Source organism: Bradyrhizobium iriomotense, from assembly GCF_030160715.1.
Lineage (GTDB): Bacteria > Pseudomonadota > Alphaproteobacteria > Rhizobiales > Xanthobacteraceae > Bradyrhizobium > Bradyrhizobium iriomotense.
Genome location: NZ_BSOW01000047.1, coordinates 18,160 through 32,510 on the forward strand (window position 1 = coordinate 18,160; position 14,351 = coordinate 32,510).

Consider the following 14,351-nt stretch of genomic DNA (forward strand, 5'->3'; position numbering starts at 1 on the left):
TGACACGTCCAGTCCTTGGGCCGTGCCAAAAAGGAAAGCACTGCCGCAAGACGGACATCAAATTCCTTACCTCCGAGGAAGTGTCTGCACGATACGGTGGCTAGTTCACGCTGGGCACGCTGCGGAATTTGCGCGCGAGGCGAACAGGGCCTGCATACATCAAGATCGGGAAAGCCGTCTTATACCTGGTGGACGAGCTTGGCGCGTGGGATCGCCGAAATCTCGTGATTTGTAGTTCGTCGGCTTATCGGAGGCTAGAGGTTCCCATGTGCAACCTTCTGTCTGTCGGTGCTTGCACTTTCCATCCCTTGCTGGAGGATAGCGGATCCGAATGATGTTTTGGTCCTCTAGAAAAGAACGCCTCTTTCTAGCGCAATGAGGGCACATATGCGGCGGAAAAACCTAGCACAACGCGAGCCTGAGAACTCCCGCACCGGAATGAGCCGGTTCGGGACGGCCGCAAGTCTACGGCGAGCTTATCAATGGCCGAAACGGCGGAAAACTTTCAGACCACAGGTTGCCCCGGCACGTACTGTTTGAGCTGCACAACTTAAGCGAGCTAGCGGGCTCATGAAAGGTTCAACGAGCTCTTCTAGGATTTGGTGACCGGCCTGATCCGGCGCAGCAGTGAATTGGCATATTCCTCACGCTCGCGCATGAAGCGCTCTTGATGCGCTTTGAACGTCTCGACCCGCTTCCTGATCTGATCGCGTTCGCTGCCACCATAGTCGGGCACGCTGAGGCCACCCCGGTCGACGACTTTTTTCGGTTGAGGCCGGGGCTGCTCGATCTCCACCTTCAGCGATCCGGCGAACGCCGTCGCTTCAGCGACAAGCGCATCGAGTTCGCTCTTCCAATCACGCATTGACGCTCTCCCGCGCAGTACGGCCCGTTAGACTAGCAGTTCATCACAAGCCAGGCCGCGACGTGGCGCTGGTCGCAACATAGGGAGGCCACCCCTCATCCGCTTCTCTCCTTGAAGGAGGCGCCGGCAACATTGCCGGCGGCCCTCCGGGTTCAAAACGCTCATTGTGAAATAATGCAGTCCAGCCCCGTGCCAGAGATCTTATAGAGCCAAAACGCGTCGTCTCCTAGTTTTGCCATTCAGGACGCTTAACGGGTCCGATGCGGCTTGCGCTGGACCCGCGAAGCGCCACACATTAAACAGACGCGAGGTGCCGAACTCGATTTATGGAACGCTGCTGGCAATAAGGCACTTCAGTTCGACTTCGGCGTGGTCGCTGCGGCGGGCTGCGCCGCCGCCTGGGGTGCGCGGCCGACGACGACGGTCAGGAGGCCCTGGCCCCACAGGCGCTTGGCGGCCTGCTTGGCGTCGTCCAGCGTCACGGCATCGACGATGGCATTGCGCTTCTCGATATAGTCGATCGGCAGTTTGTCCTGCTGATAATGCAACAGCGCCTGCGCGAGCTTGGAGGAGGTGTCGAGCGCCAGCATCTGCGAGCCCTTCAGATAGGACTTCGCCTCGTCGAGCTCCTTCTGCGTCGGTCCCTCCTCGGCGATGCGGCGCACCTCCTTCTCGACGGCGTCGAGCGTGTCGCCGGCGCGGTCGGCGCGCGTGCCAGTGTTGCCGACGAACACGGCCGAGTGCTCCATCCATACCAGCTGTTCAAACACCGAATAGGCGAGCCCGCGCTTCTCGCGCACCTCGCGATAGAGCCGCGAGGACAATCCGCCGCCGCCCAGAATGTGGTTGACGACGTAGGCGGCCATGAAATTCGGATCGCTGCGCTTCACGCCGGGGCCGCCGAAGGTGATCACGGTCTGCGGCACGTCGAGCGACACGAAGGCGCGCTGCGGCGGCGCGGCCGGCTCGACGTCGGGGACCGCGGTGAGGTTCGCCTTGGCAGGCAGGCTGCCGAAGGTCTTGTCGAGCAGCGTGCCGAGCGTTGCCGGGTCGACGTCGCCGACGACCGCGACCTTCAGCGTGTCCCTGGCCAGCACGCGGCCCACGTAGTCCTTCATGTCGGCGACCGTGATGGTCGGCACGCTTTCCAGCGTCCCGTTGGTCTGCCGACCGTAGGGATGATCGCCGAAGGCGAGCGCCAGGAACTTGCGGCTGGCAAGCGCGGTCGGATTGGTACTGTCGCGGCGCAGGCCCGAGATCACCTGGGAACGGATGCGCTCGACATCGGCGGTGTCGAAATGCGGCGAGGTCAGCGCCATCCGCAACAGGTCGAAAGCCTCGTCCTTGTTGTCGCGGAGCATGCGCAGGCTGCCGCGGAAGGTGTCGCGGCTGGCGCTGAAGGAGAGCTCGATGGCGCGGCGGTCGAGCCGCTCGTGGAAGGTCTTGGAATCGAGATCGCCGGAGCCTTCGTCGAGGAGGTCACCGACGAGGTTGGCCACGCCCGGCTTGTCCTTGGGATCCTGCGATGCACCGCCGGCAAAGGAATACTCCATCGCGATCAGCGGCACGGTCGCGTCCTGCACGAACCAGGCTTCGATGCCGCCGGGCGAGGTCAGGTGCTGGATCTTGGCCGCGGCCTGCGACGGCGAGATGGACGCCAAGGAGAGCGTCACCGAGGTGACGACGGAGAGCGCGATGCCGCGCATGCGGAGGAAGGGATAGGTCACGAACGCTTCTCCTCGCGCTTGGCGGTGGCGGTGTCCTTGATCAGGTAGCCGGTGACCGAGCGCTTCTTCTCGAGCCACTTTTGCGCGGCGGCGCGCACCTGTTCGGCGGTGACGGCGCGGATGCGATCGGGCCAACTGCGGATGTCCTCGATGGACAGACCCGTCGTCAGCGCGCCCCCATACCAGCGCGCCAGCACCGCCTGATTGTCCTGGGCGTAGATCGCCTCAGCAATGAGCTGGGTCTTGACCCGCTCGAGATCCTCGGCGCGGATCGGGTTCTGCACAATGTCGGCGATCACGCCGTCGATCACCTGCTCGACCTCCGCGAAGCTGACGCCCGGTTTGGGCGAGGCCGAGATCGAGAACTGGCTCGGGTCGAGCGAGATGCTCGAATAGCTGGCGCCGGCCGAGACCGCGAGCGGCTTGTCGACGACGAGCGCGCGGTAGAGATAGGAGTTGCTGCCGCTGCCCATCAGTTGGGCGAGCACGTCGAGTGCGGCGCTCTCGCCGGCCGCCGCCGTGGTGGCGGACGGCACGAGGTAATAGCGGCGCACGCCGGGCTGCTCGACGCGCGGATCGGACAGCGTGACGGTGCGCGGGGCGGCCGGCTCCGGCTCCTGCGGACGGATGCGTTGCGCGGGGATCGCCGGCTGTGCCGGGATCGGGCCGAAATTGCGCTCAACCAGCGGGCGCACGTCGCCGACCTCGACGTCGCCGGCGATCACCAGGATCGCGTTGTTTGGCGCATAGAAGCGGCGGTAGAACGCCAGCGCATCCTCGCGATTAAGCTTCTCGATCTCTTGGTGCCAGCCGATCACCGGCCGTCCATAGGGATGATTGAGGTAGAGTGCCCCCTGAATTTGCTCGCTCAGACGGGCGGCGGGACTGTTGGCAACGCGCATGTTGCGTTCCTCGAGCACGACGTCGCGCTCGGGCAGCACGTTCTCGTCCTTGAGTACGAGCCCCGTCATGCGATCGGCTTCGAACTCCATCATGGTCGGCAACCGCTCGCGCGGTACGCGCTGATAGTAGTTGGTGTAGTCGACCGAGGTGGAGGCGTTCTCGTTGCCGCCGACGCGATGCACCGTCTGGGAAAATTCGCCGACCGGATGCCTCGAAGTGCCCTTGAACATCAGGTGCTCGAGGAAGTGGGCGAGCCCCGATTTGCCAGGCGTCTCGTCGGCCGAGCCGACCCTGTACCAGATCATCTCCGTGACCACGGGCGTGCGGTGGTCGGGGATCACCACGACCTGCAGGCCGTTACCGAGCGTGAAGCTGCTGGGTGGTGCGGAGCTCGCAGAAGTCTCGGCTGACATGCCATCTGTCAAGGAGGCGCACGTCAGGACCAGCGCTAGAAGGCAAGCGGCCGATCGCGATGATGGGAGCCTTGACAGCACTCGAGGCAGAATTTCCGGAACGAAAGCACGGTCGGGTGGCTGGTTGAACGCGGCATTGTTATCGACATGGTTCGCCAGCCGCTGGATCGGCACGACTTTTTGCAAGCTCCATTGCAGTTGGTTCTGGATGAGGAATGAGACCATGATGCAAGTCATCTATCTGCTGCTCCATGCTTTGGATAACCAATCGACAGATCGGCTTGCCCCAGGGGTATATCGTGGTCCGGCGGCGTCGCCGGCTGACCCAAAGCATTAGTCGTGCCAAAGAAGGAACTCTTTGAACTAAAACGTGGTCGCCCAAACCAGCCTGTTCGCATCTTCACACATCGTCGTACATCGGACACCGTGCGCGCGCTTTGCAACAGGTGTGGCTATCGAGAGGCCTGTTTCTTGCGGAGCGGGGTTGGGCCCGCGTAGCGCGACGTACGGCAGCGTCATGATGGACATTCTGCTGTCGAAACGCCCAGCCGGCCTGGCGCGATCGGCTGGCGGCCTTTGCCACCAATCGCGACGAAGTCGAGGCCACGATTGCTGCGGTCGCCTCCTCGAATTTCATGCCAATCCGGTAAAAGCTTACTCTTGATTTTGCCAGGAGCGCTGTGTCTTTGGCGTAATCAAACGCGAGCTCAGGCGCCACTCGTCAATCAAGCCCGTGCATGGTGGTGAAAGCCGACGGTCATCTCGGCCGCTGCTGCTGACCGATCACTACGAGACTGGCGCGGCCAATGTGATTCTTGCCACACTCGGCCAAAGTCGAGGGCCTAGTCCTCGCCTAACTGGAGTTACTGTTGCCGCTTAGTTTTGAATTTTTTGTTCGGCTGTTCGCCGCCCTAACGGCGCTCATAAGGGAAGATTATCGTTGCCGGACGTTGGAAGCCATCCCCACCGTTCGCGAGGCATGTTAGACACCAAGGCAACGCATATTGATAAATGCAACTTCTCAAACTCGCCTACGTTTTGAACCGGCGCATAACTACCAACCAGAAACTTAAGGTATGTCACAGTTCGAATCGACCGTTTTCGGCGAGCGTTCGTAACGATCGCCCGTGCAGCTTTGCCTGGAGCTTATCCAATCTCGCTAGTCCCTCCTCGATGACGTTCGTCGGGAGATAGCTAAAGCACAGGCGCACATGATGGCCACTTCGTGGGCCATAATGACGGCCGTGCACAAGGTGCACGTCGTGCTCGCAGCGCGCAGCCTCAATGAAAGTCTCAGCCTCAATTCCGCCGGCGAGCCGTACCCAAAAGGAGAAACCACCGCTTGGAAGGAGATATTCTGGCGCGCAAAACCGGCTACTTTGCAGCAGCCTGTGCAAGCTGTCCCGCTTGGCACGATAATGCTGGCGTAATCGCGCAATGTGCCTATCAAGTGCGCCTGACTGGAGCAACGATAACACGATATTGCTGACAATAGGGCTGACACCGCCGTCGCATTTGAGACGTGCCAGCCTGTCAATGACATCTGAATCTGCAAGCACCCAGCCCACTCGCAACCCGGGTCCCGCGACCTTGGAGATACTGTGGACATTTATGACGTTGCCGCCCGGCGGCAGCCAATCAGCTAGACCGTCGTACGGCAACTCCGAATAGACGAGATCCTGTACCAACGTCACCCCATGCCGGGCTAGCATCCTTGCAACTCGGGCCATATGGGCGCGCGAAATCCGGCATCCAGTCGGATTATGAAATGCTGGCGCCGTGTAGAAAAGTTTTACGCGGGGCTCGCGGCGCAAGGTCGATTCAAGCGCGTTTAGATCGACACCATCAGCGCTCATCCCGAGCTGGAGGATGGTCGCCCCCGCGATCGAAAAGATGCGCAGTGCACCCATGTAGGACGGGTCCTCGGTTAGGACAATATCGCGTGGGTCGAGCCAGGCGTCGCCGATCAATTGCAGAGCCTGTGAAGCACCAGCGGTAAGGATAACCTCCTCATGCTGCACATTATAGCGTTCTGCGAGCTTTGTTCGCAGCTTGGGCAAACCCACCGCATCCGTATACTGAAGCAGATCGGCGGTGGTGACGCCGGTATTCTGGCTCAATGCGTCCGGCCAGGCCAGCTCTGAGAACATCGCGGGATCGGGGAGCCCATAGGCGAAATTGATGGCGCGCTTCGCACTTGAGTAGTTGAATGCTGCAAAGCCCTGAGCGAGGGAGCTTCGCGTCGAGACAGGCGAGTTCATGGCTTCTCGTTCATCTCCCGCTATTTTGCTTAGCTTGGCGTATGCGAAAACGCTCATTGTACGCTGCGATGAAATGCGGTGGTACCGCGGCGTTGAGGCCCGGGAAGTCTATCTTTGGTGGCAGGCTAGCTTTTGCTGCCAATTTGCCGAAGGACGGCTGCCATGCTGCACCGAAGAAATGCCGGCCATATCGCAAGGCTAGCTCGGGTACCACAGGGTTCAGCAGGCTCAGGAACAGCGAGATCTCCATGGCGTTCCACATGCCGCTGTTGTCACGCGCAAAATCGGCCGTCTCGAAGTACCTGTCCACGAAATCAAGCGCATCCCAGAAGCGGAGGTCCTCGATTGCATCCGCGTAGCGCTGAGCCAGGATGCGCAGACGAGATCGCAGACGCCTGCTGTCCAACGTGCGAGCGTTGCTCGCATATTGGCGCAATGCATCTTCAAAGACCTGAAGGTGTGATGCCGCCGTGATCAGTCCGTCAACATCGAACTCGTTTTCGTCTCTGCCGAATGGCCGTGCAATTCGAGCGAGCGCGTAACGAATGACGTTGGGATCCACTTCGCGCGCTACCTCGTCGACCCAAAGCGCATGGTCGCGACTGGTCGAAAACTTTTCGCCTTCGAGCTTATAGAAATCCTGGACCGAGTGGTTTGTGGGAATTGGATAGCCGCGCGCGAGCAGGACGCCAGTCACGCCTATCGTGTAATAGAAGCGGTTGTCCTGGCCCATGAAAAACATAAGCCGGGTGCTGGGGTCGTGCATGGTCGATTTTGCATCCCGAAAGTCATTGGCGCATTGCTCACGAATTCCGGTGTCGAAGCACCACAAGCCTTCGAACCATGTGAGCAGGGTTTGGCCGAACAAAGGTTCAGGCTCAAGTAGCTCCACACCATGACTGAAGTGGCGCGACATTGGCAGACCATGCATATCGCTTGCGAGCCAGGCTCGCGCCTTGTCTCGTATGGGCGCGGACCAGGCGCTTTGTCCAATAGCTGTGTCCAGCGCCTGGGTGAGGCGGGGCGTATCGAACACGGCCTGCTCAATGGACCTTAGTTCAAGCTTGTGGCCGCACGTGGTGTGCCTGGCATTGCGCAACGTATCATGTCGAACTGCCAGGCCACAGTTCTCACACAAATTACTGTCGGTAGCTGAGTTGCACGCCGGGCAATTCCCGGTGGCAAGCGAATCCGCGACAAATTCGTCGCAATGCTCGCAATAGAGCTGGACACCCTTGCGGACTTCGACGTAACCGGCCTCCTGCAGCTCGCGGAAAATCGCAAGAGCGTTCTCCTTATGTAGCTCGCTGGACGTGCGAACGAAGACATCGGGCGTGATGTGCAGCGCACGCAAGCACCGCAGGATCTCGTCAATGTGCTTTTGCGCGACCTCACTAACGCCTTGCCCAAGCTTTCGCGCCTTTACGAGCGTATACGTGCCGTGCTCATCCGCGCCGGTGATGAAATGCGCGCGATGGCCGGCCATACGTTGAAAGCGCACGAAAATATCGGCGAGCAAGTATACGCCGCCGACGTGACCGAGATGCAATTTGCCGTTAGGGCAGGGGGGAGCTGGACATACGAAATAGGTCCGCATGTCAATCCCACCAGATAGACAGGAACTTGAGGGTGCTCTCCTGGCTGAGATTGCGGATCGCGTGCATCTGATGCGGTGGCATGTAGAATAAAGTCACGTCTTTCACCGACCGTGTCTGCCCGCCAGCTTCGAATTCTCCCTCACCGGAGATCAGCACCCACAATTCGTGCTCGTGGTGTGCGTGCAGATCGACCGCGCCACCGGGTATGACCTCAACGACCGAGGCACCGAACTCGGGGCTGAGATCATCCGGCAAATGCTCCAGCAAGCGACAAACCAGCGCGCCATATTCGGTTCGCATCAGGGAGCGATCGATCTGCTTCGTAAACACGTCTTTCCTCAGGAGTTGCGGTCGTCACGATAAAAGATGCCGTTAGGCGTTTTCAGATCTTCAAGATCAGATACCTTGCCCTCTGGTGGGTTATAGGCACGCTTCATTCGGTTGTATTCGGCACGATCAGGACCGCCAGTGGATGCCCGCTGGAACACCAAATAGAGCGCGCGGCGAGAGCGATCGCTCTTGTTCGGTAGTGAGTAGTGGGGCGCGTAGTCGTCGAAAATAAAGACGTCGCCTGCCTTCCACGGCACCGGTTCCCATTCAAAGCTCTCGGCCACGTCCGGGTTGATGACGCCGCCGGCATCCATGGGAAAAACCCCCTCCTTATGCCGCCCCGGAGTGAAAAATAGACCTCCATTGTCGGGAGCCGCATCGTCGACAGCAATGGCTGCTATGGCATGCACCATTCGCTCCGGGAGCTTGTGGGGGACATGATAGATGTCCTGATGTGGGCGGTAGCCGCCACTATCAGGATACTTGAAGATCAGTAGCTCCTTGAGCATCCGCGTGTCTTCATCGAGTAGCTTCTCTATCGAGGTGCGAATGCGACCGTCGGCCAGCAGCGTCTGGCGTAAAGCATCATGGTAGTCCAGGAAGTTTTCGACCTTTGAGACAATCTTACGATTATCGGAGGTCTTCTCGAACCACTTCATCCATTTGTCGGTGCTTACGTCCCAGCCCGCGACGTCCTCCACGAAATCAGAGATCCTGTTACGCGTAGGCGCATCAAAGAAGCCCTCAAGCCGAAGATATCCGTCCCTATGCCATTTCGCTTTTTGTGCGTCGGTCAGCATTTTTCGAGCTCCTTTCTTAGGTTACAGAGAGCCTGTTGCCTTTGGGCGGAGTGCGGTTGCCAATACTCCGTTAAGTACGGTCGCACCCAATAGCGTGAGCAACATCGCATTGGGGCCAAATTCGGCGACTATCTGCCCTCCAAGAACCGGAAAGCCGAACAATCCGAGAAAATAGGCTAAGGTGAAGATCTGAGAGGTAACTGGTACGGAGAGGCCATGCTCGCCGGCGAGATTGACGCCTATTCCGTTGAGTGTGGAATAGCTGAGCCCGTAGCCTGCGGCGAAGATTGCGGCGGCCAGGATATAGAGCAAATCATCGCCAGGATTGACAATGAACAACGCGAGCGAGGCGCCGGTCGCGAAAAAGAGCGTGAGCGCAAGCTGGTCGATGGGCACTCGATCCAGCATATGGGCGACAGAAAAGCGAAGCGCCACGCTGGTCACGGTGAATACGAGGAAGAAGAGGTCGGGATTGAGGTGACGTGATGCTGCATAGGCGCTCTGATATGTCGAGAGCCCTGAGAAAATGCAGGCCGCAACCGCGATCATGAGAATCGGCCTGACTGTGGCGTGTCGAAGCAGGGCGATCGTCTTGGCCAAGGTGACCTCGATGTGAGGCATGGGCACCGAGGGGACGTTCAACATGGCATGTTGTGCCACGCCTATACAGATGGTCGCGATGACGCAGGCGATTGCGAACAATGCGTACATGATCGCCATTGAGCCTGTGTATTCCGTTAGAAAGTGGCCGAGCGGAGCCGCTAGGCCAAGCCCGGCCATCTGTGCGCCAGACAAGATCGTCAGATGTTGGATACGGGCCGTGGGGCGTAGATGACGGATGATCTGCAGCGGCGACAGGATGAACAGCACGGACCATCCCACACCGACGAGCATGCCGTCTGCGTAGGCTAGTCGCGCATCTAGCACTGCGGCGGCAAAGGCTGCCATAGCCAGCGCCATCACGACCGAGGCGGCAGCCATCGTCGGCATAATGCCAATACGCTGAGCCAGGCGGCCAGCTAGGCAGCAACACACGATCGTCGCAACCATGCCACTGGAGATAATGAAGCCCGCGACCTCGCGCTCCAACCCAAGAATTTCCATATATTCCGGCAATATGAAGCTCGAGCCATAGGCTGCCGCGATGACACTCGATGCGAGCAAGAATGGTCCGGAGGCGCGGAAGGGCAATCTGCAGGCGAGGCGGTCCGCAGCTCCAGGGGGCACATCGACAATACGCAAGATAGAGGACCGTGCTGCGCTCATGTAATCGCACTCATGTTTTCCGCCGATGTCATTGCCTCCGACACAACGTTCAGCTCTGCATGGTCGGGACTGTCGTACCCGTGCTCAGATTGATCCAGATAGAACGGCTGTCCGAGGAGGCTGTTGATAATGAGGCTGTTGCGGTACGCCACCAGCGACAGGTTTGCGCTCTGTAACCCGTGCTGCAGGCGGCTTTGATTCTGCAAATAGACCGGTCCTGGCATTTTCTGGGTGAAGCTGACCGCGTAGTCCGCCCCCAGCACGGGCAGGTTGTTCTCCATGTGCGCGCTGCCTAGGAGCGACTGCAGAAAGAGGGGAGTGCGCGGCCGAAAGCCCGTGGCGAGTACGATGCGATCAACGACGATGCTGCGATGCTGCTGCCTGGTGAGACCGGTCAGATCTACTCGCCAGCGCTTGTTGAGAAGCGTGATGTGCTTCAGGGTGACATTGCAGAGCAAATGGAAGCTCTCAGAGAGCGCACCTTCCACGTCTCGCTCATACAAAATGTCGTAGAGGCGATTGCACAGCTCAGCAGAAATGCCATCGCTGGTCAGCTTCTCACGCGCGATGATGGCACGGCGGTGCGCAAGCGGCAGGGCGTGAAAGCGCCGGCTATAACCGGGTATATAGGCCTCGTTGACGAAACTGGTGTCGTCCATTGCAAACAGGTTTGAGCGCGACGTGACCCAGGTAATCCGGGGGGTGTCGGGGCGAATGAGCATGTGCTCGACAATCTCCGCGCCGCTCTGACCGCCTCCCACCACGAGCACATGCTCGTCCGTCCGAGGTAATCCCCGTTCAAGATAGTCAGCCGCATGGTAGACAGTGTCGCAAATGAGGGGCTTAGCGAACCGGGGCATTTTTGGCTCGACGCCAACTGCGATCACCACGGCGCGCGCCAGATATGTGGTTGTGCCCGTACTGACGCGATAGGCGTCCCTGAAGGCGGCCACATCTAAGACTTCTTCGTGAAAGCGGAGCGTGCCGAGTTGTCGCGCGACCCACCGGTAATAGTCGGTGAACTCCCGCCGCGAGGTCGAAGCGTTGCGTTTGTTGATGAAATTGTAGAGCCGCCCGTTGACTGCGAGGTAATTCAGGAAGGAATAGGGACTGGTGGGGTCTACCAAAGTCACGCAATCCTTGAATGGCGACACTTGTAACCGGCTGTTCGGCAACGCCAATCCCGGATGCCAGCAAAATGCCCCGCGCTTCTCCAGGAATAATGCGCGTAGAGGCGTAGGTTCAATCAGCGCCGCCAGGCTGAGATTGAACGGACCGATCCCGACGCCAATGACATCCAGCGTATCCACGAAGCTTTCTCTCGCGCTTGCATAAGGTCGTCCCCGCTTGAGGAGGGCGGTCAGTTGCTGCGCATGGAAACCTACAATCTGACACTACGTGAGATACAAGTCGCTTTATCGCCGCACTGAAGGGGATGTTTTGAGTAAGGTTGCGTCTCCTCGCCGACCGCAAACGCACTCCTCCGGCAGAGTTGTCTCATGGACGACGAAAGAGGGGCGGATGTGCTAAATCGCCGCCGGGTATACGTTACGGCTGTGACCGGACGTGCCCTGAGCGACTTAAACGCCGCTCGCGTTGGCTGAAAGCGCGCTCTAAGGGCCGCCCGCGGAAACAGATGGCCGTGTGCGACGACTTGAAGCGTCGGGAATGCCGCGCTGGAGATTACGGCGGAGGCATACGGTATTCACGCTCGAAAGCTCTCTGCTAATCGCAAAAAATTGCTGAGCAGAGCGTCTCCTTGTTGGGTCAATATCGATTCGGGATGGAACTGCACGCCAAAGGTCGGTTGATCGCAATGCGCAAGGGCCATGATCTCGCCCTCGTCGGAACGCGCCGTGACCATAAGGGGCGAGGTGTTGGACGGATCGATCTCAACAACAAGAGAATGGTAGCGCCCCACGCAAAGAGGGGAAGGGAGACCTTCGAATAGCCCTTCGCCGTCATGCCTGACATGTGAGGACCGACCGTGCATGGGGCGACGTGCCCGTGCCACCCTTCCGCCGAAAACACTCCCGATGCACTGGTGTCCAAGGCAAATGCCTAGAATCGGGACGCGACCTGAAAGCTCGCGAACAATCGAGGTCGATATTCCCGCTTCCGTCGGGGAACAGGGACCTGGCGAGATGACCACGGCGCGTGGCCTGAGACGGACAATATCGCCCGTGCTGATCACATCATTCCGGATCACTTCCGTTGCTTCACCAAGCCGGCGGAAGTATCGGGCAATGTTGAAGACGAAGGAGTCGTAGTTGTCGATGATGACAATCAAGGGTCACCGGAAGAATAGGCGGCAAATGCATCAAACATTCGCTGGGCTTTGGCGAGTGTCTCATCGTATTCAGCCGCTGGATCCGACATCGCCGTTATCCCGCCACCTGCATGAAACACAGCCGAGCCGTCGTCGATCGTGACAGTGCGGATCGCAATATTCGTATCCATGTGGCCGCTAAAGGCGATGAAGCCGATCGCCCCGCAATAGGCCTCCCGTGTGACTCGCTCGATTTCGGTGATAATTTCCATCGCTCTCACCTTCGGCGCCCCGGTGATGGAGCCGCCTGGAAAGCAGGCACGAAGCAGGGCGACAGCGTCTTGGCTCTCTTCAAGTTCACCAGTCACGGCTGATACGAGGTGGTGCACAGAGGCGTAGGATTCGAGATTGCACAGCGCAGGAACATCAACTGAATGTGGGGTGCATACACGTGACAGATCACTCCGCTGGAGGTCGACGATCATGATGTTCTCGGCACGATCCTTGTCGGAGTTGACCAGGAGTTGAGCCTGGCGCTGATCTTCCACGGGCTCAGTGGAGCGCGCGCTTGTGCCTTTGATGGGGCGCGTTTCGACGCGCCGTCCGTCGAGTTTGAGGAAACGCTCCGGCGAGCTTGATGCGATTGTGAGATTGCCGTAACGCAGGAGCGCTGCGAACGGTGCGGTGTTCAATGACCGCAGTTGGCAGTAGAAGGCGACCGGATCAAATGAGGTCGGTAGCCGGGCGCTGAAACGCTGCGCAATATTGACTTGAAAGACGTCTCCAGCCAGAATCAGGTCGATCACGCGCTGTACCGCCGCAATGTAGCCCGCGCGGCTAAAGTTCGAGCGCCATGGTCCGACCGTGCCGTGGGCGTCATTCCTCGCCAAGTTTGAGGTGGCAAGGAGAGCTGCAAACTCATTGGCTCGTTGACGTGCACGCGCCGCTCGTCGCGCGGGATCCTGCTCCGGCCAGCCTGTCGAAACGATCCAGCATCTGTTCTCGCGGTGATCGTGGCTGACGACCACGTCATAGAAATGCAGGACTGCTTGAGGTAAGCGGTGTCCTGAGGCTGCCGGCACCGGCAATCGCTCCAATGTCCTATTCAGATCGTACCCAAAGACCCCGGCCGCTCCGCCCTGAAATGGCGGCAGATCAGGGCGGTGCTCTTGCGGATACCTAGCAAGCAGCTTGCGAAGGGCTCCCCATGGATCGTCGTCAAGACACTGCCCGTTCCAACTCGGCCGCCCGTCCGCGACCATATAAGTGCCGAACGGGTCGCAGGCCAGATATGAGTAGCGCCCCAGCGGCTCCTGGCTTGCTGCGCTATCAAGAAACGTAAGATGACGTCGGTCGGCGAGGCGCCGCATTGCTGTGACAGGGGCAATCCATGGCAGTTCGCGGACGTGGATCGGGCTGTCAGTCATCGGCGAATAGCGTCCGCGTGCTGGCGAGGATGGTCCGCCAAATGAGATCGAGGATAGATCGGAGCCTGCAAGCTCGTGGAACTGACGCTCAGCTTAGCCCCCGCCCGTGGATGCAGCGCAGTGAGTAAGGAATCGCACATCGCTTGCTACATCGTAGTCGGCCGCGAACCGCAGCTCGCGGAGTGGGCGTACCCGCCTGATCGATTCCTGGTATAGGTCATGCGCTTTGTAAGCTGCCAGTTTCGCCTCGTTCTCGAACTCCCCATAAACGATGACGTCGATGTCGTTGCCGAGCTGGTCGCTCTTGCGGTTGCGAGCGACCTCCAGCCGGCTTGCATGCGGGATGGTCGTCAGAACCGATAGGCCCTCGATGATCAGGTCAATCTGCGCCTCATCCTTGGCGGTGAACAAAACGATGTGTCGGATCATGGATACTCTAGGAGTGCTATGAGAGATGGGGCGCTTAACTAACTTGGGATCGCGGCTTCCGCA

At 59.4% G+C, this 14,351-nt stretch carries 12 protein-coding genes and 1 pseudogene; 1 reads left to right on the forward strand and 12 read right to left on the reverse strand.

Features of this window, described 5'->3' with window-relative positions:
* Positions 1-56 precede the first annotated feature (56 nt).
* Positions 57-335: pseudogene (locus QQL28_RS40695) on the forward strand (DNA-binding protein).
* 257 nt (positions 336-592) lie between these two features.
* Here the strand turns inward: QQL28_RS40695 and QQL28_RS40700 are convergent.
* The 12 genes from QQL28_RS40700 to QQL28_RS40755 all read right to left on the reverse strand — a co-directional run bounded on the left by QQL28_RS40700 (position 593) and on the right by QQL28_RS40755 (position 14,288).
* Complete coding sequence (locus tag QQL28_RS40700; RefSeq protein ID WP_284274725.1) at positions 593-865, reverse strand: hypothetical protein; 273 nt, start codon at positions 863-865, stop codon at positions 593-595.
* A 353-nt stretch (positions 866-1,218) separates the two neighbouring features.
* Positions 1,219-2,592, reverse strand: a complete 1,374-nt coding sequence (locus QQL28_RS40705) for a M16 family metallopeptidase (protein WP_284274726.1) — start codon at positions 2,590-2,592, stop codon at positions 1,219-1,221.
* Positions 2,589-3,908: a M16 family metallopeptidase gene (locus tag QQL28_RS40710; RefSeq protein WP_284274727.1), complete on the reverse strand. Its 1,320-nt coding sequence runs from the start codon at positions 3,906-3,908 to the stop codon at positions 2,589-2,591. The genes QQL28_RS40705 and QQL28_RS40710 overlap by 4 nt, the downstream gene beginning before the upstream one ends.
* A 1,079-nt stretch (positions 3,909-4,987) precedes the next feature.
* Complete coding sequence (locus tag QQL28_RS40715; protein ID WP_284274728.1) at positions 4,988-6,169, reverse strand: aminotransferase-like domain-containing protein; 1,182 nt, start codon at positions 6,167-6,169, stop codon at positions 4,988-4,990.
* Positions 6,170-6,179: 10 nt separating this feature from the next.
* Positions 6,180-7,766: a class I tRNA ligase family protein gene (locus tag QQL28_RS40720; protein WP_284274729.1), complete on the reverse strand. Its 1,587-nt coding sequence runs from the start codon at positions 7,764-7,766 to the stop codon at positions 6,180-6,182.
* Between the two features lies 1 nt (position 7,767).
* Positions 7,768-8,097 (reverse strand): cupin domain-containing protein, encoded by a 330-nt coding sequence (locus tag QQL28_RS40725; protein WP_284274730.1) that lies wholly within the window; start codon positions 8,095-8,097, stop codon positions 7,768-7,770.
* Between the two features lie 8 nt (positions 8,098-8,105).
* Positions 8,106-8,897, reverse strand: coding sequence for a phytanoyl-CoA dioxygenase family protein (locus tag QQL28_RS40730; protein WP_284274731.1), 792 nt, complete (start codon positions 8,895-8,897; stop codon positions 8,106-8,108).
* A gap of 21 nt (positions 8,898-8,918) precedes the next feature.
* A complete protein-coding gene (locus tag QQL28_RS40735) occupies positions 8,919-10,163 on the reverse strand; it encodes an MFS transporter (RefSeq protein ID WP_284274732.1) in 1,245 nt (414 codons plus the stop codon).
* A complete protein-coding gene (locus QQL28_RS40740) occupies positions 10,160-11,473 on the reverse strand; it encodes a lysine N(6)-hydroxylase/L-ornithine N(5)-oxygenase family protein (RefSeq protein WP_284274733.1) in 1,314 nt (437 codons plus the stop codon). The genes QQL28_RS40735 and QQL28_RS40740 overlap by 4 nt, the downstream gene beginning before the upstream one ends.
* A gap of 395 nt (positions 11,474-11,868) precedes the next feature.
* Positions 11,869-12,453 (reverse strand): anthranilate synthase component II, encoded by a 585-nt coding sequence (locus tag QQL28_RS40745; protein ID WP_284274734.1) that lies wholly within the window; start codon positions 12,451-12,453, stop codon positions 11,869-11,871.
* Positions 12,450-13,859: an aminodeoxychorismate synthase component I gene (pabB, locus tag QQL28_RS40750; RefSeq protein ID WP_284274735.1), complete on the reverse strand. Its 1,410-nt coding sequence runs from the start codon at positions 13,857-13,859 to the stop codon at positions 12,450-12,452. Before pabB ends, QQL28_RS40745 begins: the two co-directional genes overlap by 4 nt.
* 93 nt (positions 13,860-13,952) lie before the next feature.
* Positions 13,953-14,288: a Dabb family protein gene (locus QQL28_RS40755; RefSeq protein ID WP_284274736.1), complete on the reverse strand. Its 336-nt coding sequence runs from the start codon at positions 14,286-14,288 to the stop codon at positions 13,953-13,955.
* Positions 14,289-14,351: the final 63 nt, after the last annotated feature.